The sequence below is a fragment of the Streptosporangium fragile genome (assembly GCF_039534445.1).
Lineage (GTDB): Bacteria > Actinomycetota > Actinomycetes > Streptosporangiales > Streptosporangiaceae > Streptosporangium > Streptosporangium fragile.
The window spans coordinates 93,210-116,434 of sequence record NZ_BAAAVI010000025.1; the positions used below are offsets into that span (position 1 = coordinate 93,210).

General features: G+C 72.9%; 19 protein-coding genes. 11 read left to right on the forward strand and 8 right to left on the reverse strand.

The window, feature by feature from the left end:
- Positions 1-7 precede the first annotated feature (7 nt).
- Positions 8-1,354, reverse strand: a complete 1,347-nt coding sequence (locus ABD841_RS18750) for an ABC transporter substrate-binding protein (RefSeq protein WP_344973137.1) — start codon at positions 1,352-1,354, stop codon at positions 8-10.
- 323 nt (positions 1,355-1,677) lie between these two features.
- On the opposite strand from ABD841_RS18750, the gene ABD841_RS18755 reads away from it, so the two are divergent.
- The gene (locus ABD841_RS18755) at positions 1,678-3,171 is read left to right on the forward strand and encodes an Nramp family divalent metal transporter (RefSeq protein WP_344973139.1); all 1,494 of its coding nucleotides are present in this window, start codon (positions 1,678-1,680) and stop codon (positions 3,169-3,171) included.
- Between the two features lie 47 nt (positions 3,172-3,218).
- Here the strand turns inward: ABD841_RS18755 and ABD841_RS18760 are convergent, their stop codons facing one another.
- Positions 3,219-4,205 (reverse strand): alpha/beta fold hydrolase, encoded by a 987-nt coding sequence (locus ABD841_RS18760; protein WP_344973141.1) that lies wholly within the window; start codon positions 4,203-4,205, stop codon positions 3,219-3,221.
- A 466-nt stretch (positions 4,206-4,671) separates the two neighbouring features.
- Between ABD841_RS18760 and ABD841_RS18765 the strand changes: the two genes are divergently transcribed.
- Positions 4,672-5,544 (forward strand): helix-turn-helix domain-containing protein, encoded by an 873-nt coding sequence (locus ABD841_RS18765; RefSeq protein ID WP_344973176.1) that lies wholly within the window; start codon positions 4,672-4,674, stop codon positions 5,542-5,544.
- A gap of 279 nt (positions 5,545-5,823) precedes the next feature.
- Here the strand turns inward: ABD841_RS18765 and ABD841_RS18770 are convergent, their stop codons facing one another.
- Positions 5,824-6,441, reverse strand: a complete 618-nt coding sequence (locus ABD841_RS18770; RefSeq protein ID WP_344973143.1) for a TetR/AcrR family transcriptional regulator C-terminal domain-containing protein — start codon at positions 6,439-6,441, stop codon at positions 5,824-5,826.
- 75 nt (positions 6,442-6,516) lie between these two features.
- On the opposite strand from ABD841_RS18770, the gene ABD841_RS18775 reads away from it, so the two are divergent.
- Both ABD841_RS18775 and ABD841_RS18780 read left to right on the forward strand, forming a co-directional pair.
- A complete protein-coding gene (locus tag ABD841_RS18775; RefSeq protein ID WP_344973145.1) occupies positions 6,517-8,049 on the forward strand; it encodes an FAD-dependent monooxygenase in 1,533 nt (510 codons plus the stop codon).
- A 236-nt stretch (positions 8,050-8,285) separates the two neighbouring features.
- Positions 8,286-8,690, forward strand: coding sequence for a RidA family protein (locus tag ABD841_RS18780; RefSeq protein ID WP_344973147.1), 405 nt, complete (start codon positions 8,286-8,288; stop codon positions 8,688-8,690).
- A 27-nt stretch (positions 8,691-8,717) separates the two neighbouring features.
- On the opposite strand, the gene ABD841_RS18785 is transcribed toward ABD841_RS18780, so the two are convergent.
- Complete coding sequence (locus ABD841_RS18785; RefSeq protein ID WP_344973149.1) at positions 8,718-9,350, reverse strand: helix-turn-helix domain-containing protein; 633 nt, start codon at positions 9,348-9,350, stop codon at positions 8,718-8,720.
- Between the two features lie 226 nt (positions 9,351-9,576).
- Between ABD841_RS18785 and ABD841_RS18790 the strand changes: the two genes are divergently transcribed.
- The gene (locus ABD841_RS18790; protein ID WP_344973151.1) at positions 9,577-10,383 is read left to right on the forward strand and encodes a class II aldolase/adducin family protein; all 807 of its coding nucleotides are present in this window, start codon (positions 9,577-9,579) and stop codon (positions 10,381-10,383) included.
- Between the two features lie 225 nt (positions 10,384-10,608).
- Here the strand turns inward: ABD841_RS18790 and ABD841_RS18795 are convergent, their stop codons facing one another.
- The 3 genes from ABD841_RS18795 to ABD841_RS18805 form a co-directional block, all read right to left on the reverse strand.
- Positions 10,609-10,995 (reverse strand): DUF779 domain-containing protein, encoded by a 387-nt coding sequence (locus tag ABD841_RS18795; protein WP_344973153.1) that lies wholly within the window; start codon positions 10,993-10,995, stop codon positions 10,609-10,611.
- A gap of 203 nt (positions 10,996-11,198) precedes the next feature.
- Entirely contained in the window at positions 11,199-12,716 is a 1,518-nt protein-coding gene (gene adh / locus ABD841_RS18800; RefSeq protein ID WP_344973155.1) for an aldehyde dehydrogenase, read from the reverse strand.
- A 206-nt stretch (positions 12,717-12,922) separates the two neighbouring features.
- The gene (locus ABD841_RS18805; protein ID WP_344973157.1) at positions 12,923-14,239 is read right to left on the reverse strand and encodes a GAF domain-containing protein; all 1,317 of its coding nucleotides are present in this window, start codon (positions 14,237-14,239) and stop codon (positions 12,923-12,925) included.
- Between the two features lie 449 nt (positions 14,240-14,688).
- Between ABD841_RS18805 and ABD841_RS18810 the strand changes: the two genes are divergently transcribed.
- The gene (locus tag ABD841_RS18810; RefSeq protein ID WP_344973159.1) at positions 14,689-16,719 is read left to right on the forward strand and encodes a hypothetical protein; all 2,031 of its coding nucleotides are present in this window, start codon (positions 14,689-14,691) and stop codon (positions 16,717-16,719) included.
- A 60-nt stretch (positions 16,720-16,779) separates the two neighbouring features.
- Here ABD841_RS18810 and ABD841_RS18815 read toward each other — a convergent pair whose 3' ends face one another.
- Positions 16,780-18,102, reverse strand: coding sequence for a carotenoid oxygenase family protein (locus ABD841_RS18815; protein WP_344973161.1), 1,323 nt, complete (start codon positions 18,100-18,102; stop codon positions 16,780-16,782).
- Between the two features lie 533 nt (positions 18,103-18,635).
- Between ABD841_RS18815 and ABD841_RS18820 the strand changes: the two genes are divergently transcribed.
- From ABD841_RS18820 to ABD841_RS18840, 5 genes are all read left to right on the forward strand, one after another.
- A complete protein-coding gene (locus ABD841_RS18820) occupies positions 18,636-19,466 on the forward strand; it encodes a class I SAM-dependent methyltransferase (RefSeq protein WP_344973163.1) in 831 nt (276 codons plus the stop codon).
- A 346-nt stretch (positions 19,467-19,812) separates the two neighbouring features.
- A complete protein-coding gene (locus ABD841_RS18825; protein WP_344973165.1) occupies positions 19,813-19,953 on the forward strand; it encodes a hypothetical protein in 141 nt (46 codons plus the stop codon).
- Between the two features lie 257 nt (positions 19,954-20,210).
- The gene (locus ABD841_RS18830; RefSeq protein ID WP_344973167.1) at positions 20,211-20,651 is read left to right on the forward strand and encodes a CBS domain-containing protein; all 441 of its coding nucleotides are present in this window, start codon (positions 20,211-20,213) and stop codon (positions 20,649-20,651) included.
- 20 nt (positions 20,652-20,671) lie between these two features.
- Positions 20,672-21,313, forward strand: a complete 642-nt coding sequence (locus ABD841_RS18835) for a protein-L-isoaspartate(D-aspartate) O-methyltransferase (RefSeq protein ID WP_344973169.1) — start codon at positions 20,672-20,674, stop codon at positions 21,311-21,313.
- Between the two features lie 218 nt (positions 21,314-21,531).
- On the forward strand, positions 21,532-23,225 hold a 1,694-nt coding region (locus ABD841_RS18840), incomplete at its 3' end, for an ATP-binding protein (RefSeq protein ID WP_344973171.1).

Below are 23,225 nucleotides of genomic sequence, written 5' to 3' on the forward strand. Positions count from 1 at the left end.
GCCATCGTCAGCCTCCCGCCACCACGTTGAGGCCCTTGGCCTTGAGCTGCTCGACCATCGCCTGCTGGGTCTTGGTGAAGGCGTCCGCGAGCGTGCCCTCACCCTGTACCGCCGCCTTGGCGTTGTCGGTGACGGAGGCGTAGAGGGCGTCGCTGACCGGGGGCCAGCGCCAGTCGCTGCTGACGGCCGCGTCGGCCTCCTTGAAGACGTCCCAGATGTTCTGTCCGCCGTAGAAGGGGAAGACGGTGTCGTCCTTCTGCAGGTTGGTGATCTGGCCGGTGTCCTTGATCGACGGCCAGCCGTACCCGGCCGAGAGCAGGATGTTGACGCTCTGCGGGTCGCTGTTGAGCCAGACCGCGAAGGTCGTGGCCTCGGCGGGGTGCTTGGTGCCCTTCAGCACGGCCGAGGCGGAGCCGCCGCCCCAGCTGGCCGAGGTGAACGCGGTGGCGCCGGGCCACTGCGGGATCGGGGCGACCGCCCACTTGCCGGAGGTCTTCGGGGCGTTGCCGCGGATGATCGCGTCGCCCCAGGAGCCACCGATCCAGCCGACGATGCCGCCGGTCTGCAGGTCCTTGTACCAGGCGTTCGACATGTCCGCCTCGGTCTTGACCAGCTTCTCGTCGAGCATCTTCTGCCAGAAGTCGGCCACCTTGCGGGTGTCGGGGTTGTCGATCGTCACCTTCCAGGCGTCGCCCTCGGTGGTGAACCACTCCTGCCCGGCCTGCTGGGCGAGCGCGATCATCCAGGGTGCCTGGTTGGCGGCGAAGGTCGAGATGTAGGCGTCCTCGTCCTTCTCGCGGATGGTCTTGGCCGCGGCGGCGAAGTCGTCCCAGGTCTTGGGGGCCTCGATGCCCCACTTGTCGAACAGGTCCTTGCGGTAGTAGAAGCCCATCGGCCCGCTGGCCTGCGGGATGGCGTAGACCTTGCCGCCGAAGACGCCGGTCTGCCACTGCCAGTCGACGAACTTCGAGGCGTGCGGCCCGGCGTACTGCGTGATGTCCTCCAGCGCGCCGTTGACCAGGAAGGAGGGCAGGGAGTCGTAGCCGACCTGCGCCACGTCGGGGGCGTTGCCCGCCTTGACGCCCGCGAGCATCTTGGCGTAGCCCCCGTCGGGGCCGGCCGTGACGGTCTCCAGCTGGACCTTGATGCCGGGGTGGGCGGCGTTGAAGGCGTCGACGGCCTTCTGGATGTTGGGCACCCAGGACCAGAACTTCAGGGTGACCGGGTTGGCCGGGTCACCCGCCGCCGGACCCGAGGCCGGTCCGGCGGCGGGCTCACCGGCCGGGCCGCCGCCGCAGGCCGCGGTCAGGCCCATCGCCACGACGGTGGCGGCCGCGGCCGCCAGCCGCGTCACCCTTGGAATCTTCGATCCCATGCTGAGACTCCCTGTGAACGGAAAGGGGGTGCCCGGCGGACAGTTCCGGGCGATGCCGTGCAGACCTGCAGGATCCGATTACCGGGGGAGATTAGTCGTATTTTATTAATAATACAAGGGCGTTTCCAGGTCGTTACCTTACGTAACGCATGCCGGTTGACCTGCGGACGATCATCGCCGGGGTCACCCGCGGAGCCTCCCCACGGTGCCCGGGAGGGGCTTCCCCGCCGCGGGGCTTGCCGATGCGCGCCCGGAGGGTCACTGTCGGATTGAGGGGGTTTCACACACCCTGGAGGGTCGCCATGACTGAGGTCGCCCGCTCCCGTCAGCTCGGAGTCAGCCGCCCGGAGCTCGCCGTCACGGACCTGCCCGAGCCCGAGGAGGTCTTCAAGATCTCCCGGCTCGGCCCGAAGGAGCTGTTCAAATACGTCGTCGGCCCGAGCCTCATCGCGCTCGGCATCTCGATCGGCAGCGGCGAGTGGCTGCTGGGGCCGCAGGCCGTCGGCCAGTACGGATTCGTCGGGGTCGGCTGGGTCATCCTGATCTCGGCCGTCCTGCAGACGTTCTACAACGTCGAGTGCTCCCGCTACGTCGTGGCCACCGGCGAGGTGCCGGTGGTCGGCTGGGGGCGGGTGCCGCCCGGGTTCCGGCTCTGGGTGCCGTTCTCGGTCTTCGTCGTCATCTTCGCCTTCATCGCCGGAGGCTGGGCCGCCTCCGCGGGGCAGGGCGTCTACGCGCTCGTGCACGGCGAGGTCGCCCCCGCCGGGGCCGAGGAGCCGCGGCTGTGGGCGATCGCCCTGCTCGTGCTCGTCTTCGCCATCACCGCCTCCGCCCGGCGGATCAGCCGGACCCTGGAACTGGCGAACTGGATCATGGTCGGCACGATCCTGGTCGCGCTGCTGCTCATCGACCTGTTCGTGGTGCCGTTCGAGATCTGGTGGGACGCGATCCGCGGCTTCGTCACCCCCGCCGCGCCGCCCGCCGGGATCACCGCGACCCAGCTCGGCGCGCTGGCCGGGTTCACCGCCCTGGCCTCCGGGCTGAACTGGTACGTCATGGGCCACTACCGGGACAAGGGCTACGGCATGGGCTACCGCACCGGCTTCATCGCCGGCCTGCGCGGGCCCAGGAGGGAACTCCTGGAGACCGGCGTGACCTTCCCCGACGACCGGGTGAACGCCGGCCGCTGGCGTCGGTGGTACCGCCTGCTCCTGGTCGACATGTGGGGCGTCTTCTTCGTCGGGGCCATCCTCGGCATGCTGCTGCCCACCATCCTGATGGCCAGGGCCGTCGAGCTGTCCGGTCAGCGGCCGACCCAGGCGAACGTGCCGACGTTCGTCGCGAGCGCCCTGGGCGACCAGTACGGCCGGGCGATGTTCGTCATCGCGCTGATCCTCGGGGTGCTGATCCTCTTCTCCACCCAGCTCGGCATCTTCGAGGCGATGGTCCGGGTGACGACCGACGCCTCCCACGCCACCAGCCCCCGGCTGCGGACGCTCATCGAGGGCGACCCGCGCCGGTTCTACTACCCGTTCATGCTCGTCCTGCTGGTGGTCATCGCCGTCGTCCTGCACCTGGCGCTGCCGGTGAGCCTGGTGCAGTGGTCCGCCAACATGTCCAACTTCGGGGCGCTGATCTACCCGTTCCTGCTCATGTACCTCAACTCCAGGCTGCCCCGGCCGGCCCGGCCCCACTGGTGGCACTACCTGGTCCTGGTGCTGAACTTCCTGTTCTTCGGGTTCTTCTTCGTCAACTTCATCGCCGACTTCGTCGGCGACCCGCTGGTGACGTTCTGACGGCGGCGCCGATCTTGGCCACCGGACCCCGGCGGCCGGACGGCGCGTCACGGCCGGTCGGCGGCGGCCACCTCCGCGATGGCGCCGATCACCAGCTCCGGCTCGGCCAGGTGGATGTAGTGCCGGTCGGTCCCGGCGACCACGTAGCGCCCGCGGCTGGACATCCGGGCGAGGCCCGCGTAGTACTCACCGGACGGCTCACCGCTGGTGCCGATCACCACGGCGGGCGTCCGGCCCCACGCCCCGGGCCGCTCGGCGGCGCGGACCAGCTCGGTGCTGGCCGGGAAGGACGACGCCTCATCGGCCGCCGTCCCCATCGAGCCGGGGCCGTAGACGACCGGGGCGTGCTTCGTCACCAGGGCGGGGGAGTCGGCCACCGCCAGCTCCTCGCCGAACAGCCGCGTCAGGCCGATCCGGGCGGCGACCTGGTACAGGCGCATCTGCCCGACGATGACCGGGGTCAGGCCGTCGATCTCCCGGGCCACCCGCTCCGACGCCTCGGTGGCGTCCACCAGCACCAGCCCGGCGACCTGGCCGGGATGGCGGTCGGCGAGCATCCGGACGACGTGACCCCCGTAGGAGTGGCCGACCAGCACGAACGGCCCGGTCTCCCCGGAGCGCTCCAGCAGCGTGTGGAGCTCCTCGGCGGCCCGCCCGGCGTCCCGGGGGCCGGGCCCGGCCTCGCTCCAGCCGTACCCGGCCCTGTCGTAGGAGCAGGACCGCAGCGACCGGCGGGCGAGCGCGGTCTGCACGTCGTCCCAGGTGGCCCCGGCCTCGCCCCAGCCGGCGTCCAGGATCACGGTCGGCCCGCCCGAGCCGACGCAGCGCAGGTGGAGCCGGTGACCGCCGACGTCCACGAGCCGGCCGGGGGCCGGGTGCCGGTCGGCGTCGCCGCTCGCCGCGAACGTCTCCGCCCCGTAACCGGCTCCGGCCAGGACGAGCAGCGCCACCGCCGCCCAGCCCAGCACCCGCCCCACCGCGCGCAGCCATCTCCGCCACCCGCGCCGTTCCCGTCCGGATCGGGCCTTCCCCATGTGTCCTCGCTTCCCGCGTGATCCCGGTGGCGTTTCGTGTCGGCCCGCGGCCGCTCCGCCACCGGTCAGCGTCCCAGCGCACCGGCCGCGCGCGTATCGGCTCTTCGGCCGACCGCGCCGGTCCGAAGGATGCGACCGCCGCCTCCCGCGTTCCGACCCCGGGATGATCCCCTCCTCCCGGCGTATCGGGCCGCGGCCTCGCCGGGCGGTCCGTCCGTCGCGTGCCCCGGCCGGACCGGACCCCTGGGCGGATCACTTTTCGGACACGTATTCCCTGCCGGGAACCCGCCCTGAAAGGGCGGTTTCTGGGGTTGTGCACTTGCGAATGCACATGCACAGGTGGGGGCCCGCCGACGGGAGACCGTCACACCCGCCGGATATGTGAAACTGGTACGTCGCGTGAAAGGTACGACAGGGAGCCGGTGTGGCGAGACAGAGTGCCGAACAGGGCGGGGAACAGGGTGGGATTCTCACCTATCCGGGTGGCGGGGGCCCCACTGTCCTGCGCATTCTGCTGGGCGCCCAGTTGCGGCGGCTCCGTACGGCCAAGGGCATCTCCCGGGAGGAGGCCGGTTACGCCATCCGCGCCTCGCACGCCAAGATCAGCCGTCTGGAGCTCGGGCGGGTCGGTTTCAAAGAACGCGATGTCGCCGACCTGCTGACCCTGTACGGGGTGACCGATATCGAGGAAAGGGCGCCGTTCCTGGCGCTGGCCCGCCAGGCGAACGCCCCCGGGTGGTGGCACAAGTACAGTGACGTGCTCCCCAGCTGGTTCGGGGTCTACGTCGGGCTCGAAGAGGCCGCCTCGGTCGTGCGGACCTACGAGGTGCAGTTCATCCCCGGGCTTCTGCAGAGCCCCGAATACGCGCGGGCCGTCATCATGCTCGTGCACGGCTCCGCGTCCCCGCACGAGGTCGAGCGCCGCGTCGCGCTCCGGATGGCCCGCCAGGAGCGGCTGACCCGGCCGGACGCGCCGACGCTGTGGGCGGTGATGGACGAGGCCGTGCTGCGCCGCCCCATCGGCGGGCCGCGGGTGCTGCGCGGCCAGATCGACCACCTGCTCAAGGTCACCGAGCTGCCCAACGTCAAGCTGCAGATCATGCCGTTCGAGCGGGGCGGCCACGCCGCCGCGGGCGGGCCGTTCTCCATCCTGCGCTTCCCCGAGCGCGACCTGCCCGACGTGGTCTACATGGAGCAGCTCACCAGCGCCCTCTACCTGGACAAGCTGGAGGAGACCGACCACTACATGCAGGTCATGGACCGCCTGTGCGTCCAGGCGTACTCGGTCGCCGACAGCAAGACGTTCCTGCGGGACCTTCGCGGGGAGCTGGCGGACTGACACCGGTGCCGGCCGGTCCGCGGCGGATGTCCGCCGGTCCGCCGCCACCACCGTCGCCGCCGTCGCCGCCACCGCCCCTGCCCCGGCTCCCCCCCCCGGGCCCTTCCCCGACCATCCATGCCCCCCCCACCCCCGCGCCCCGCCCGCCCACCGACGCCACCCCGCCCCCCGGCCCCCCCCCCCCCCCCGCGCCGCCGTCGCCGCCACCGTCGCCGCCGGCCGGGGCCGTCGGCGGCCGGTCACCGGGCGCCCGCCCGCGGTGACCGGCGGGCCGGCGCCTCATCCGGGGCCGGCGAGCGTGGCCGCCCGCAGCGACCCGATGATCAGATCGAGGCCGTAGTCGTGGCGCTCCTCGAACGTGCCGCCTGACAGGTGGCCGAGTACCCGCGTCAGCGCGGGATGCGCGCCAGGGGAGACCGCCTCGCCCAGGGCGTCCCCGAGCTCGGGCGCACCCTGCTCCTCCTGGGTCAGCCCCAGCGTGAAGTACACGATGACCCAGCACGCCCACGCGGCGTCCCTTTCCGGCAGCCCGCCCGCCAGCAGGCAGGCGACCATCGCCTCGGCGACGCGCAGGGTGTGCTCCTCGGCCGCGTAGGTGCCCACGACGATCCGCGCGCCGTCGCGGTGGGCCAGCAGCGCCCCGCGGTAACGGCGGGCGATCTCGCGCACCCGCTCCTCCCACCCCTCCGGCAGGTCCTCCAGCGACAGGCCGGCCAGGACGGCGTCGGCCATCAGCTCCAGTAACCGCGCCTTGGTCTTCACGTGCCAGGAGACCGTGTTGAGCCGCACCCCGAGCCGCTCGGCGACCGCCCGCAGGCTCACCGCGTCGGCGCCCCCGTCGTCCAGCAGGCCGAGCGCCGCCTCCACGATCTCGGCCTGGCGTCGAGTGATCACCATGCTCCGCCCCCTTGCGTTTTGGTCACTGACCAAGTGTACTGGTCGCCATTGTTGGTCACCGACCAAGGAGGGGTCGTGGAACAGGTCATCATCGTCGGGGCGGGGCCGACCGGGCTCTGGGCGGCGTGCGAGCTGCGCAGGGCCGGGGTGCCCGTGCTGCTCCTGGAACGCCGGACGGAGCGCAGCCCGCACTCCAAGGCGCTGACGGTGCACCCGCGCACGATCGAGGTGCTGGCGATGCGAGGGCTGGAGAAGGTGTTCCTCGACGAGGGGATCAAGATTCCGACCGGTCATTTCGGCGGGCTGGAGCACCGCCTGGACTTCCGGCCGCTCGACACGTCGTACCCCTTCACGCTCTTCTACCCGCAGGCGCGCACCGAGGAGATCCTCCAGGAGCACGCCGCCGAGCTGGGAGTCCGGATCCGCCGGGGGCACACCGTGACCGGCCTCCGGCAGGACGAGACCTCGGTGAGCCTGGAGGTGACCGGCCCCGACGGGCCCTACGCCGAGCGGGCGGAGTACGTCGTCGGCTGCGACGGGGCCGGCAGCACGGTACGCCAGGCCGCCGGCATCGCCTTCCCCGGCAGCGACGCCACGCTCTTCGGCTTCCTCGGTGACGTCCGTCTCGACGCCCCGCCGCCGCCCGGCTTCAGCCGGCACGGTGCCGAGGGCGCGGTGATGATCGTGCCGCTGCCGGGTGGGATGCAGCGTTTCGTCGGAATGGACCCGGCCCGGCAGGACGTCGCCGGCACGGAGCTGACCTTCGAGGAGTTCCGGGGGACGGTGATCCGCCTCACCGGTGAGGACTTCGGGATGCGCGACCCGGTCTGGCTCTCCCGCTTCGGCAACGCCACCCGGCAGGCGGTCGAGTACCGCAGGGGGCGCGTCCTGCTCGCCGGGGACGCCGCGCACATGCACTTCCCCACCGGCGGGGTGGGGCTCAACGTGGGTGTGCAGGACGCGATGAACCTGGGCTGGAAGCTGGCCGCGGAGATCCAGGGGCGGGCACCGCACGGCCTGCTGGACACCTACCACGCCGAGCGGCACCCGGTGGGCGCCGCGCTGCTGGAGAGCAGCCTCGCGCAGACCGCGATCATCTCCGCGTTCTCCCCCGCGGGGCTGGGCCTCCGCTCGCTCCTCAGCCGTCTCGTCGCCGCCCATCCCGAGCTCTCCCTCGACCTCGCCGGGCGGCTGTCCGCGCTCGACGTCGCCTACCCGTCCGCCGACCCGTCGGCCCACCCCCTGACCGGTGCCAGGGTTCCGGACCTGTACCTGGTGGGAGACCCCGATGTCCGCGTGTACGACCTGCTGCGCGCGGGTCGCCCTCTGCTGCTCGACCTCTCCGGCGCCGCGCGCGCCGGGGGCGGCCCCGCCGGGGGAACGTCGGCGGCGGTCGGCGAGCGGGCGCGCTCCCTCGGCGTCGAGTTCCGCTCCGGTGTCCCGGCCGGGACACCGAGGCCCGGGTGGCCGACGGCCGGAGCCGTGCTGATCCGCCCCGACGGCCACGTGTGGTGGGCGGGCGAGGAGCCGCCGGACGCCGCACCCGGCACGGCCGCGCTGGAGGCGCTGTCCACGCTGTGCGCCCCGCCGGCGCCCGGTGCGGCCTGACCCCGCCCGTCCGGAGCCCTGCCCGGAGCCCCGTCCGGAGTTCTGTCCGGGGCCCTGCCCGGAGTTCTGTCCGGAGTTCTGTCCGGAGTTCTGTTCGGGGCCCTGTTCGGGGGCCCTGTCCGGGAGCCTGTTCGGGGGTCCGTCCGGGCGGCCGCACTCAGGCGGCCCACCCGAGCCGCCTCGTCCCAGAGATCCGACCGCGGCGGAGAAGCCCGGTCGCAGTAAGGAGATCCGCTGTGCCCGTCACCCGTGTCAACCCCGGCGGCGTCCACGCGCTGCCCCAGCTCATCACCCAGGTGGTCACCGCCGAGCCGCACCGGATCGCGTACGTCTCCGGGCAGGTGGCCTGGGACGAGAACGGCGAGCCGGTCGGCAGGGGAGACCACGCCGCGCAGATCGCGCAGATCGCCCGCAACCTGGACGCCTGCCTCGCGTCGGTCGGCGCCACCCGCGCCGACGTCGTGAAGGAGACCATCTACGTGGTCGACTACTCGCCCGACCTGCTGCCCGCCATCATCGGCGCGCTGCGCGAAGGCGTGACGGCCCCGCCGGCGAGCACGCTCGTGGCCGTGCCCGCGCTCTTCTCGCCGGACTTCCTGATCGAAGTGGAGGTCGTCGCCGCGGTCCCCGGCCGTGCGTGAGAGGAGATCTTCGTCGCCTTGCGGTCGTCAGCGGTCCGGGGCGGCGGGGCGCCGAGCCGTCGCCGCCGGTCCGGCCGCCCGGCGCGCGGGCGGCATCGGGTGGTGCGCGGGCGCGGGTGCCGCCGTCGACACGATCAGCACCGTGGCCGTGCCGCCGCCGTCGTTGGCCAGGCTGTGCGGGCGGCCGGAGTCGAAGTGGACGGCGTCGCCCTCCTCCAGGAGGATGGGCTCGCCGTCCAGGACGAACCGGGCACTGCCCGAGAGCACGTGCAGCCACTCCTCGCCCGCGTGCCGGGCCTCCTCGGACTGCCTGCCCGGCGGAAGCTCCACGCGCATCACGGACACGCCCGCCTGGGGGCCGCTCAGCACCGTGTAGCGTCCGTCCGGCCCCTGGTGCGCCGTCGCGTCGGCGGCGCGCAGCAGGTGGTAGTCGCCGCCGCGGCGCTCTTCGACCAGCTCGCTGACCGAGACGCCGTAGACCCTGGCGAGCTGGAGCAGGGTGCCGACGGACGGCTGGCGCTCGCCCTTCTCCAAGCGCGACAGGTGGGGGGCGGACAGCCCGGTCTGCTCGGCGAGCGCGTTCAGCGTCATGCCGCTGCGGACACGCAGCTCCCGCAGCCGCCGGGCGACCAGGAGGTCGATGTCGGACCCGTTCTCCATGGGGCGCAGGTTACACGCCTGTGAGGCAACGGCCATTGCTCGTGGGGCGGCTTCCTCCCCGTTCTCCCCTTCCGGACACACTGTCTTTTGCCTATAAGACAATTTATATTGCCTTATAGGTTGTCCACTCCGGAGTGGCGCGGCCTCGGGCACGCGACACGACGGACAGGCAGTCGACGTCCCTCCCAGGGCTGAAACCCCGGGCCGCTACGCTCAAGGAGATTCGATGAAGACCAGTGCCGAGATCCGCGAGACCGGCCCGGAGCCCGCCGAGGAACTGGACCTCCCCGCGCTGCCGGAGCAGGCGGGCTCGGTCGCCGAGGAGCGGCTGCACCGCAAGAGGCAACTCGCCGCCGCCTTCCGGATCTTCGCCCGGTACGGTTACGACGAGGGCATCGCCGGCCACATCACGGCACGCGACCCGGAGTTTCCCGGCCGGTTCTGGGTCAACCCGTACGCGGTCCACTTCTCCCGGATCCGGGTCAGCGACCTGCTCCTGCTCGACGAGCGCGGCCACGTCGTCGAGGGCGGTCGCCGTACCAACAAGGCCGCGTTCTGGATCCACTCCTCGATCCACGACGCCCGTCCGGACGTGACCGCCGTGGCCCACGCCCACACCGTCCACGGCCGCGCGTTCGCCTCCCTCGGCCGGCCGCTCGACCCGATCATCCAGGAGGCGTGCGCGTTCTACGACGACCACGTGGTCTTCGACGAGTACAAGGGCCTGGTGCTGGAGCGGGCCGAGGGCCGCCGCATCGCCGCCCGTCTGGGTGACCGCCGCGCGGCCATCCTCCGCCACCACGGCCTGCTCACCGTCGGCCGCTCCGTCGAGGAGGCCACCTGGTGGTTCATCGCCATGGAGCGCGCCTGCCAGATGCAGCTCCTGGCCGACGCCGCCGGGCGGCCCCGCATCATGAGCCGGGAGGAGGCGGTGCTGGCGCACCGCCAGTTCGGCAACGCCAACATGGCCCGCCACAACTTCCGGCTCCTGGCCGACCTGGTCTTCGAGCAGGAGCCCGACGTCCTCGACTGACGGCGCGGGCGCCGGGGCCTGCCGGCGGCGGGCGTCCCGGGACGCCGGACGAACCGCACGGGAAACCCGGTGGCGAGCTGCACCCGGGGGCCCACCGGGTCGCCCCGGCCCCGCCCCGGCGCCCGCCGGGTGCGGCGGCGGAGCCGGACCGGTCGTGGAGCGTCTCGTGGCCGCGGGCGTGGCCACCGCCTCAAGACACTCCACGTGTCCCAGGGGACGCCCGCCTCAGACGTCGGCCTCGGTGGGCAGGGGAGGCTCGTCGAGGAGGCGCAGCGCCTCCTCGTCGGTGAACACCCGGGAGCGGATGAGGAAGCGCACCCCCTCGGGCGCCTCCAGGGAGAACCCGCTGCCCCGGCCGGGGACGACGTCCACGGTCAGGTGGGTGTGCCGCCAGTAGGCGTACTGGGAAGCGCTGATCCAGAAGGGGGTGTCCAGGGCCACCACGCCCAGGAGCACGTCCGCCGCGCCGACCCGGAACTCGCCCCTCGGATAGCACATGGGCGCGCTGCCGTCGCAGCAGCCGCCCGACTGGTGGAACATCAGCGGGCCGTGCCGCCGCCGGAGCCGGTCCAGCAGCTCCTCGGCGGCGGGGCCGAGCCGCACCCGCTCCACGCGGAGCGGGTGCGCCCGCGTCTTCTCGGACGTCTCCGTTTCTCCGTGCGCCTGCGTCTTCGAAGACGTCTGCGTTTCCCCGTGCCCGTGCGTCTTCGCGGGGATTCGCTTCTCTCCACGCGTCTGCGTCTGCGTCTGCGTTTCCGCGGGCGCGGGCGCGGGCGGGTGCGGCTCGCCGGTGGAGCTCGGCTCCGTCCGATGCATCAGAAGAAGCCGAGCTTCTTGGGCGAGTAGCTGACCAGGAGGTTCTTGGTCTGCTGGTAGTGGTCCAGCATCATCCGGTGGTTCTCGCGGCCGATGCCCGACTGCTTGTAGCCGCCGAACGCGGCGTGGGCCGGGTAGGCGTGGTAGCAGTTGGTCCACACGCGCCCGGCCTTGATGGCCCGGCCGAACCGGTAGGCGGTGTTCCCGTCGCGGGTCCACACCCCGGCGCCCAGGCCGTACAGGGTGTCGTTGGCGATCTTCAGGGCCTCGTCCTCCGAGTCGAAGGTCGTCACCGAGACGACCGGCCCGAAGATCTCCTCCTGGAAGATCCGCATGTCGTTGGTGCCCCGGAAAACCGTCGGCTCGATGTAGTAGCCGCCCTCGAAGCCCGGGACCGTGCGCGGGCCGCCCCCGGTGAGCAGCTCGGCGCCCTCCTGCCGGCCGATGTCGATGTAGGAGAGGATCTTCTCGTACTGGTCGTTGCTCGCCTGGGCCCCGATCATGGTGGCCGGGTCCAGCGGGTTGCCGCCGACGATGGCCCTGGTCCGCTCCAGCGCCCGGCCCATGAACTCCTCGTAGATGGACGAATGGATCAGGGCCCGCGACGGGCACGTGCACACCTCGCCCTGGTTCAGGGCGAACATCACGAAGCCCTCGACGGCCTTGTCCAGGAAGTCGTCATCGGCGGCCACGACGTCGGGCAGGAAGATGTTGGGGCTCTTTCCGCCCAGCTCCAGCGTGACCGGGATGATGTTCTCGGACGCGTACTGCATGATCAGCCGTCCGGTGGTGGTCTCCCCGGTGAAGGCCACCTTGGCCACGCGCGGGCTGGAGGCCAGCGGGCGCCCGGCCTCCGCGCCGAACCCGTTGACGACGTTGACCACGCCCGGCGGGAGCAGGTCGGCGATCAGCTCCACCAGCAGCAGGATGCTGGCCGGGGTCTGCTCGGCGGGCTTGAGGACGACGCAGTTGCCGGCCGCCAGGGCGGGCGCGAGCTTCCACACCGCCATCAGGATCGGGAAGTTCCACGGGATGATCTGGCCCACCACGCCGAGCGGCTCGTGGAAGTGGTAGGCCACGGTGTCGTCGTCCAGCTGGCTGATGCCGCCCTCCTGGGAGCGGACGGCCGCGGCGAAGTAGCGGAAGTGGTCGACGGCGAGCGGCAGGTCCGCGGCGAGCGTCTCGCGTACCGGCTTGCCGTTCTCCCAGGTCTCGGCGACGGCGAGCCGTTCGAGGTTCTCCTCGATGCGGTCGGCGATCCGGTTGAGGATGTTCGCCCGCTGGGCCGGCGACGTGCGTCCCCAGGCGTCGGCCGCGTTGTGGGCGGCGTCCAGCGCCAGCTCGACGTCGGCGGCGGTGGAGCGCGCCACCCTGGTGAAGACCTGCCCGGTGACCGGGCTGAGGTTGTCGAAGTAGGCGCCGTCGACGGGGGGCACCCACTCGCCGCCGATGAAGTTGTCGTACTGGGAGGCGTAGCCGACGATGCCGCCTTCGGTGCCGGGCGCTGCGTAAACCATGGTTTCGCTCTCCTTCACATGGTCGTAACACGGCCAACGATGAAGGGGTGAGGTTGGCGGAAGGTTGGCGTCCCCGGCGGAAGGTCGGCGTCCCCGGCGGAAGGCCGGCATTCCGCGCGTGACCGGCCGCGGTGGGCTCGCGTTCCGGCGCGCGGAGCCGGCGCCGGTGCTCCGCGCGTGACCGGCCGGCCCTCCGGCCGGCCGGATCAGTCGTCGCGCGCCGTGTGGTAGCGGGCCAGCGCCACCGCCCGGCGGGGGTCGTCGGGCGCGAGGATCGCCAGGGCCCGCTCATGCACCTGGAGGTCGTACGGGTGCAGCTCGCCGAGGCGGAGCACCGGTCCGGGACCGCCCCAGCGGAGCACGGCCTCGCGCACGGCGACCTCGATGTGCTCGCGCCAGGTCCGGATCCCGGGCGCGTCCGACCACGGCAGCAGCGGGCCGCCGTAGCGCCGGGCCGCCTCCTCGACGCGGCCCGCGCGGAGCTCGGCGAGCACCTCGACGGCGTCGCAGCCGACCGGCTCGGTCAGCTCGTAGCGCCGCGTGGCCAGCGCGCCCGCCAGGGCCCGCCGCAGATGGGAGACCTCGGCCTTGAGGGTGGCCGGGGTGACGTGCCGCTCGCCGTACAGCTCGTCCCGGAGCCGCTCGGGGGACATGCCGCGCCCGCCGTGTCCGCCGGAGCCCTCGCACCCTTCGAGGGCGAGCAGCGTGAGGATCTCCAGCTGACGCGGGCGCAGCCGCACGGGGACTCCGTCACGGGTCAGCTCCGCCTCGCCGAGTGCGCGCAGCCGCAGGCCGGAGCCGCTCGAACCGGGCGGGGCCGGGCCGCCCGCGCCGAGCGGACCGGGGCCGCCGATGGGCGGCGGGCCGGCGGGGACGCCGGGAAGCGCGGGGCCCAGCCGCTCGGCCAGCCGGTCCTCGATGGCGCCGACCAGGGTGCGCAGCGCGGGCATGGCCAGCGGGTGCGAGCGCTCCCAGGTGCTCGACAGGTCGAGGACGCCCAGGATCCGGCCGCCGGGAGCCCGGATCGGGGCGCAGTAGCAGACCCACCCGTGCAGTGCCCGCACCAGGTGCTCGGCGGAGAACACCCGGGTCGGGCGGCCGGTGCGCAGCGCGAGGGAGAGCGCGTTGGTGCCCATCGCCTGCTCGTCCCAGCGGCCTCCGGGGGCGAAGTTCACCGCCTCGGCCCGGCGCCGCATGACCCGGCCGCCGCAGGTCCACATGATGGTGCCGGTCTCGTCGGTGACCGCCGCGATGAAGCCGCCGTCGTCGGCGATGGCGCGCAACTCCCCGGCGACCGCGGCCAGGGGTTCGCGCAGCGGCGAGTGCCGCCAGCGGTGACGGGCCTCCCCGGCCTCGGGCGCGCTGCCCTGCTCGGGCCGGACCGTCGCGATCGACCTGCTCCAGGAGTCGACGATCTCCTCCCGGAGCGGCCCGTGCGCACGCGGGTGCCCGCCTTCGAGCCAGCGTGCCCACTCCAGCTCCAGGCGGGTACGGTGCCGACGCAGTGTCTGGCTTCCTTCCATGGGCCTGCCTCAAAACCCGGGAACGGTTACCGTGATGATGCCTCACCACGCGCTGTGACGCACCCCCTCCGCGCGGCGCACCGGCGCCGCGTCCCGGCGGCGACCCCGGGCGGCGCCGGACACCGCGGTGAGGGGAGCGGCCGGATGGTCCGCCGTCCGGGCGGTGCGTTTCCGCGATCCGCCGCCGCGGCGGACGCGTTCGTGATCTGATGGCTTCTCCCCCGACCACCAGGAGACCGCTGTGTCCATTTTCCCGGCACATGTCACGCGCCACCACCTCCTGGACGCCGCCGGCGGCCTCCACCGCGGCTCCGGACGCGGCCCCGCCGGCGGGCCACGCGCCCTCCACCACGGGGCCCGGGTGCCCGCCGAGCGCCTCACCTGACCACTTCCGCCGCGGCTCGTCCCGGCGGCGAGCCGTGTTTTCGCATACCTGGACGACGCATCCCATGCCCTCGAACACGAACCGCCTCTACCAAGCGGTCCTCCGCGACAGGACCGCCCCGATCTCCCTCCGGCTCCGCCGTACCTTCGGAGAATGGCTCGTCACCAAGGGCCTCCCCGCCCCTTCGGCGGGCAAGCCGTCGCAGGCGTCCGAGGCGGACGGCGTCAGGGTCCGCATGGACCGCGGGAACGGCTGCGGCCGCTACGTCCTGGATGAAGACCGCGGGAGGGGGGTGTTGCGCACACAGGTCACCTACGCGGAGTCGGTGCCGGGGATGACCGGCTGGGTCGTCGTCCGGGTCGAGGAGAACGGTGAGACCGGTGCCGGGCACGCCCCCGGCTTCGTCCAGGCCTACCTGCGGACCGCGCAGATCACCGACGGGGCGGTGCACCTGACGGACGAGGCCGACACGATCGACGAGGACCACGTCCACCTGCTGATCCGCACGCTCTCCGAGCCGGGCCGCCGGGTGCCGGTGGTGGTCGTCTCGGTGGATCCCGGGGACGCGCAGGCCGCCAGGACGAGGGCCGACCGCCTGGCCGGCGCGATCGCCGGAGCCGGCCTGGTCGTGCGCTTCGCCGACCTGCGCGCCCAGCGGTGCTTCAACGAGGCGGTGGGCGCGGAGCTCGGCGTGTTCGGCGGGGGCGTCCGCACCTACGTGGCGCCCTTCGACCCCGCCGCCGAGGGTTACCCATACCGGCACCGCACGACAGGCGGGCCGATGATCCGCAAGCAGGGTGGCGAGGCCCTCGACCTGGTGGTGGACGGCGCCATCGGTGAGACCGCGCGGCGTCCCCTGCCCGACGAGGTCGAGCGCACCTACCAGGTCGTCTCCAGGATCCTGGCGGGCAGGGCCCGGCCGGGCGACATCGTCGAGGCGGCCAGGCCGAGGCCGGCGCCGACCGGCACGCGCCTCGGCGCGGAACTGCGCCGCTGGATGCTGGCGAGGAACGGGAACCCCGGGGCCGTGACCGGCCCTCCCGCAGCCCCGGAGACCGAGGAGACCCCGGAGGCCCGGGAGGCCCGGGAGGCCCGGGAGGCCCGGGAGATCGCGGATACCGCCTCCGCCTCGACCGCCCCGGTGCCGGAACCGGGGCCCGCCACGACCGCACCGTCCGCGCAGCCCGGCGTCGAGGCGGGCCGGCTCGCCCGGGCGGTCGCCGACGTCGTCACCAGGGACCTGCGGGGAGAGATCGAGACGGCGCTCGACCTCGCGGCGTCGGCGGCGGGAAGCGGTTCGGAGAGCCGGGAGATCCTGCGCCGGATACACACCCTCGGCGCGCACGTCGCCGCGCTGCGCGACCTGGTCGCCGTACGGCACGCCGGTGGTGGGCCGCCGGCCCCGGCGGGGGAGGGCGGGGACGACCGGTCCGCCGGGCGGCCCGATCTGCTCCGCACCGAGCACGAGGTGCTCCAGCAGGAGTACGCCGAGGCCGTCGCGGGCGCCCGCAAGCTGGAGGAGCGCGTCCGCTGGCTGGAGGCCAGGCTGGCCGAGGCCGGTCAGCCCGTCTTCGGTCTGCCCGCCGGCGAACCGGCCTTCGAGCCGACGAGCCTCATGGACACCCTGGGCATGGCCCGGGAGACGCTCGCGCACGTGGAGATCGGCGACACGGACGCGGAGGCCGCGAAACTCGATCTCGCCTACCCCGTGCTCGCGCGGGTCTGGGCCGCCAAGACCTGGGACGCCCTGCGGGCGTTGGACGCGTTCGCCCGAGCCAGGTCCGCGGGCGGGTTCGCCGGGGGCTTCTACGAGTGGTGCAGGAGCGCCGCCGGGCTGGCGATCCCCGCGGGCATGGTCGCCATGAGCGAATCCCGGACCGTCACCACCAACGGAAAGTACAGCACGAAGCGGACCTTCACCGTCCCCGAGGAGGTCCACCCCTCGGGGAAGGTCCTGATGGAAGCCCACATCAAAATCCGGAAAGGCGGCTGTCCCGCCCCGCGGATCCACTTCCACGACGACTCGGGCGGCCGGACCGGCAAGATCTGGGTCGGCCACGTGGGCGACCATCTGCCCAACACCCAGACCAACTGACCCGCCCCACCGGGCCGGGGATCCCGGCTCCCCTCGGCGCGGGCCGGGCCCGGGGCCGGGTCAGGTGTCCGGGATCCAGGACCCGTGGAAACCGGCGGGGACGCGCCGCGGCAGCCGTACCGAGGCCACCGGGGACAGGCCGGCGGCGTCGAGGACCAGCAGCTCGGAGCCGACCCCCGGCCCGCCGGTGACGACGGACAGCAGCCAGCCCCCGTCCTCGTCCCGTGCCTGCCCGTCGGGGACGAACACCGCCTCGCCCGGCATGCGGTCCGGGCCGACCCCGTGGACGGTGCTCGCCCCGGTCCGCAGGTCGTACTTGACGATCGCCTCGGGGGAGACCGCGTACAGGTAGCGGTTGCGGTCACCGGTGCGGCGGTCGTTCAGCGTGGGGAACTCCACGTCGAGGTCGTCGAGCCGCTCCTCACGCGCCCCGGAACCGGGGGTCAGCACGTACCGGTGCAGCCGGGCCACCCCCTTCGCGGCCGCCGCGGCGGCGGGGTCGGCGCTGCCGCCGATCCTCTCCCAGAGGGCGGTGAACGCCGCGGGGGTGTAGCGGACGGCGTCGAGCACGACGCGGCCGGCGGGGTCCTCGTGGGCGTTGGCCGTGTGGAAGACGTAGCACGGGTCGATGTCGAACCAGGTCACCCCGGTCTCGCCGGTGCGCGGCATGATCCCCAGGCGCGCGCCGTGGCGGTCGTCCCACCGGTACGGCATGTCACCCCCGGCGGCGAGCCCCAGGTCGAACACGACGGGCAGGTCCAGCCAGACGACGTGCCCGGCGGTGATGGCGAAGTCGTGCATCATCGTCGGGCCGGGCACCGGGACCTCCCGGCTCTCCACCAGCTTCCCGTCCGCCGACAGGCGGTGGTAGGTGAGGTACGGCGGCCGGAAACCGTACCCGAAGAACAGCAACTCGCCGGTGACCGGGTCGCGTTTGGGGTGGGCCGTCATGGCGGTGGTGAGCAGCCCGCCGAAGTCGCACGGGCCGACCGTCTCCAGTCCGGGGGTGAGCTCGTACGGCAGGCCGCTCTCGACCAGCGCGAGGATCCGGTCGCCGTGCGGGACGACGTGGGTGTTGGCGGGCACCGCGGCCAGGTCCACGGAGAGGTCGTCGCGGACGAACGGCGCCCCGTCGGTGAACGCGCTGGTCCGCACCCACCGGTTGCGGTACCACTCGGCGCGGCCGTCGCGCAGCCGCACCCCGTGCACCATCCCGGGGCCGGTGAACCAGTGGCCGGGGTCCCGCCCGGGAAGCGGGTTGGGGCCGTTGCGGAAGTAGCGGCCGGTGAGCGCCGGTGGCAGGGCCCCGCTCACCGGCAGGTCGAAGGCGTCGATCTCGTCGGGTACCGGGGCCAGGAACCCCCGCAGGTAGAACGGGGTCATGGTGGGACACCTCCCGTCAGGGCCGGGACGACGCGAAACGCCGGGCGATCCTCTTCCGGGAGAGAGGGGTCTTCCACACCTCGCGCGGCGTGGCGGACGTCGATCCCGCTGACGATCGAGAACGCGATCCAGGGCGCCGGACCGTATATGTGGAACACATCCTGCCTCCTCGCCCCACCGTGGCACGCGGACGCCGGAGACCTCCACTTCTCGCGCACCAAACACCGGGCAAGATCTGGTGGCGGCCCGGGACCACGGGTGCCGTGGGCAAAGATCTACCGAAGGGGTCCGGGTGGCACGACTTTCCCCGATGATCACTGTGAGTAGTGTGACGACCGCACATGGAAACGGTGCGCGGGCCGGGAACGCCGCTCGGTGAGCGTTTGCCCCATGGTCTCTCCACGGGTCGGTGATGGGCGGCCACGCGCTCTCGTCCGGTCATGACCGCCGGCCGCGGGGGCCGGGCGGGCGTGTTCTCCCCGGGGCTTTCCGGCGCGGAATCTCATGGAGATCGTTTTGAGAGGCAGGCTGGTATGACCCGGCAGGAAGAGAAGTCCTCACCCGCGGTGATCGGCGAGATGTACAACCGGCTCACCGACTCGTGCGCCGGCGCGCTCGGCGGCAACCTCCACGTCGGCTACTGGTCGGACGAGAACGACCGGACATCCGTCACCGAGGCGACGGACCGCCTCACCGACCTGGTGGCCGAGCGCCTCATGCTCACCCCGGGGCAGCGTGTCCTGGACGTGGGATCGGGCAACGGCAGGCCCGCGGCGCGCGTGGCCTCGGGGCACGACGTCCACGTCAGCGGGATCACCCTGAGCGAGCACCAGGTGCAGCTCGGCCAGGCCCGTCCCGAAGCCGGGGAGGGCCCGGGGCGGGCGGACTTCCGGCTCGCCGACGCGATGCGGCTCCCCTTCGACGACGCCTGCTTCGACGCCGCGTACGCCATCGAGTCGATCGTGCACATGGAGGACCCGGCGGCGGCCTTCGGCGAGATCGCCCGGGTGCTGCGTCCGGGCGGCCGGCTGGTGGTGGCCGACTGGTACCTGAGCGGTCCCCTCGCCGGTGACGACGCGGCCGTGGTGGAGCGCTTCTGCCGGATGTTCCACGTCCACTTCCTCACCACCGCCGACGAGCTTCGGGAGCAGGCGGACCGGGCCGGACTGAAGATCGAGGAGTTCGAGGACATCTGGCCCAACATCAGCCGCTCCTTCAGCCTCGTGGGTGAGATCCTCCCCGTCTCCGCCGCCGAGGTGGGGGGCGAGACCGGTGAGGAACTCGCCGACTGCGGGGAGATGTACCGGTGCTTCGGAGAGATCCCGCAGGTCAGCTACGTGCTGTTCGCCGCGCTTCGCCGCTGAGGGAGCCGTACCGGCCGTCCCGGGACCGGGCGACGCGACCGCCCACGCCGCGTCCTGCGCGGCCCGGGTGCGCGACCGCGTCGCGGCGACGCCGCGGTCGCCCTCGCGGGGCCTCGTCCGCGGGACTCCGTGCTCCCTCACGCCGTGGGCCGGTCCCCGGCGGGTCACGTCCTTCTCGCCGGTGATGAGACATTTGTCCTGGTAATCGCATATTTTGGGTAAGGGTGAGGAAAGTCCTCATCTAGCGCAAGGCCGGTCGGCGCAGCTTCCGCTCTGGCGAACGCCAAGGGATTCGCACCCGGCGCCCGGCTGAAGCAAAGAACGACCATGCGAAAGTCGATCCGCCATGAGCAAGCACGTTCACGTCCGCCTCGACGACGGCCTGTCCATCACCGAGGACGGGGTCCTGATCGAGCTGTCCCGCTGCCACTGCGGCGCCACGTGGACCAGGACCTACCGGATCGAGGACGGGATGTTCGAGCCGTGACCCGGACCGGGCCCGCCACGTCCGCCTCAAGGACGCCCACCTCGACCCGGTGCGGTTCCTCCCCCTGAGCCAGGGCGTCCTCGACTTCGCCGACATCGTCCGAGCCGCGCGTGACGAAGGGCCGAACGGCCCTGGCGGCACCCGGCCGACCGGCGGACAGTGGGCAGTAAGCCCGTGCGGGAGGAGCGGACGGGGCCGGGCTTCTCCCCGAGGCCACGCACCCGGGGAAGGGGCGGCCGCGAGCGGGGGGAGCGGTTATGAAGATCAGGGAATTGATGTCGACGCCGGCGGTGGTCGTACCGCCGTTCATCGCGGTGCGCGATGTCGCCAAGCACATGGACTATTCCGGTGTCGGCTGCGTCGTGGTGTCGGACGGGCAGGGCGTGATCGGCGTGGTGACCGATCGAGATCTCGCTCTCCGCGTGCTGGCCAGGGGGAGTGACGGCGACACGCCCGTCAGCCGGGCGATGACCACCGACCCGGTCACCGTGCGTCCGGACGAGGATCTGGACATCGCGTTCGACGTGCTGCGGCGGCACCCGTTCCGGCGGCTGCCCGTGGTGGACGGGGGAGTCGTCATCGGCATGGTGACCGTGGACGACCTGCTCCTCCGGGTCCATCAGGTCACCACGGACCTCCTGCGGCCGGTGGCCAGCGCGATCAACGAGCCGCAGCACCCGGCCGGACACCTCGAGTAGCCGCGATCGAGACGGTCCGCGTGACCGGTCCCGAAGAGCTCGTCCGCGCCGTCCGGGCGGCGGGCGTCCGCGACGAGCGCCTGCTCCGGGCCGTGCTCGCGATCCCGCGAGCGGGATTCGTCCCGGCCGGTCACGCCGCGGACGCCTACGACGACACGCCCATCCCGATCGGGCACGGGCAGGTGACCACGCAGCCCTCGCTCTCGGCGAGGATGATCGAAGGTCTCGGTCTCGCCGGGCACGAGCACGTGCTGGAGATCGGGACCGGTCTCGGCTTCCAGACCGCGTTGCTCGCCCGCCTGGCCGCCGACGTCGTGAGCGTCGAGCTGCGGCCGGACCTGGCCCGGCGGGCGCGGCGGAATCTCGCCCGGCAGGGCGTCCGCAACGCCGAGCTGCTCGTCGGGGACGGCAGCTGCGGAGCGCCGGATCACGCCCCGTACGACGCCGTCGTCGTGTCGGCCGCGTTCCCCGAGGTCCCCCCGCCACTGGTCGGACAGCTCCGGCCCGGTGGCCGCCTGGTGCAGCCCATCGGGACGGGAGGTCAGGAGGAGGTCGTCCTGTTCGAGCGCACCGCCACCGGGCTGGAACGTCGGGAGGTTCTGACGCTGGCCAGGTTCGTCCGCCTCCACGGACGGTACGGGTTCGGCCCGCTCGGGAGCTGACCCGCGCGGGCCGCACCCGCTCCCTCGCATGGGGGATCTCGAATCGCCCGGCTAGGGGACGACCCGGGCCGGGGCGGGGACCTATCGTCCGAGCGGTGGGGCCGGGCAGGAACAAGGTCCGCATAGGCTCCGATATGACATGATCGCCATCATCGGCTGCGCGATCGGGCGTCGACCCGTCCGGCCGCACAGCCGTGTCGAGCTGTGAGTGGGTAAGGGTGGAGTTCCAGGTCCTCGGTCCCATAGAGGTCTACGACGACGGCGGGGCCCCGGTCGGCATCGGCGGGCGGCGCCCGCGAGCGGTCCTGGCCCGGCTCCTGGCCGCGCAGGGCACGGTGGTCTCCGCGGACACCCTGATCGACGACCTGTACGGCGGCGCGCCCCCGCCCAGCGCCCTGGCGACGCTGCAATCGTACGTGTCCGCCCTACGCCGGGCGATCGAGCCCGAACGCGGCCCGCGCGCCCGGTCCCGGTTGCTGATCGGACGGTCGCCCGGCTACCTGCTCGCCGCCACGAACGTCGACGCGTGCCGCTTCACGGAACTGGTGAGCCGTTCGGAGTTCCGCTCGTCCGGGGCGGCGCTCGCCACCCTGGACGAGGCGCTGGGGCTGTGGCGCGGAACCCCCTACGGTGAGTTCGCCGACGAGCCGTGGGCGACCACGGAGGTGAACCGCCTGCGCGAGCTGCGCCTGGTCGCGATCGAGCGGCGCGCCCAGGCGCTGCTGGACCTCGGCCGCCCGCAGACCGTCATCACGGACCTGGAAGCCGAGACGGTCGCGAACCCGCTGCGCGAGCGGCTCTGGTGCCTGCTCGCGCTGGCCCTGTACCGCACCGGACGCCAGGCCGAGGCGCTGGCCGTGCTCCGCCGCGTGGGTGAGCTGCTGGCCGACCAGCTCGGTCTCGACCCCGGGCCTGAGCTGCGGGCCCTGGAGAACGACATCCTCCAGCAGGTCGACTCCCTCGCACCCGTCAAGGCCGTCACGCCGCCCACCGCGGCGCCGTCCGTCACCGCGCCGCGGTGGACGCCGCGCGGCCGCGACTGTACGCAGCGCGGCCGCGACGGCCAGCTCGCCGAGCTGGTGGCGCTGTCGGACCGTGCCGCGCGGGCCGGTCTGGCCGTCGCGGCGGTGAGCGGCGAGCCGGGTATCGGGAAGACCTGCCTGCTGGAGGCGTTCCAGAGCCACTGCTCCACCGCCCCCGGTCACGTCGTGCTCTGGGGAGGCTGTCACGACGCCGAGGGGACGCCCCCGCTGTGGCCGTGGATCCAGGTCCTGGAGGCGTTGGAGCGGCACTGCCCGCCGCCGGACCGGGCGGCCCTGGCCGGGCTTCTCGACGGTGAGAGGACCTCCGGCTCGACCGACGCGGCGCTGCTCCGCCGGAGCCAGGCCATCGCCCGGTGGCTGGTCACGGCCGCGCGAACCCACTCTCTTGTAGTCATTCTTGACGACCTGCAGTGGGCCGACTCGGCCTCGCTCAAGCTGCTCAAAGACGTGGTCACGCTCACCGGCGGGTCACTGAAGGACGGTGCGCTCACGGTGGTCGTCGCTTTCCGCGACACCCCGCCCAGCACCCGCCTGGACGATCTGCTGGGGCGCCTGGCCCGCTACGACCTGCTCCGCCTCCGGCTCACCGGCCTCACCGCCGACGCGGTACGGGCCATCGCGGCCGACCTGGGCGTGGAGATCGACGCGCCGACCTCCCGGCAGCTGGCGGAGAGCACCGGAGGCAACCCCTTCTGCGTCCGCGAGTGCGTCAAGCTGCTCGCCCAGGGCCTCCCCCTGGACACGGTGCCCGAGGCGGTCTCCGAGTTGATCCGCCTGCGGCTCGAAAAACTGGAGGACGTCGATCAGATCCTGCGGATCGCCGCGGTGATCGGCCGGGAGTTCGACCCCGCGGTCGTCGCCGAGGTCGC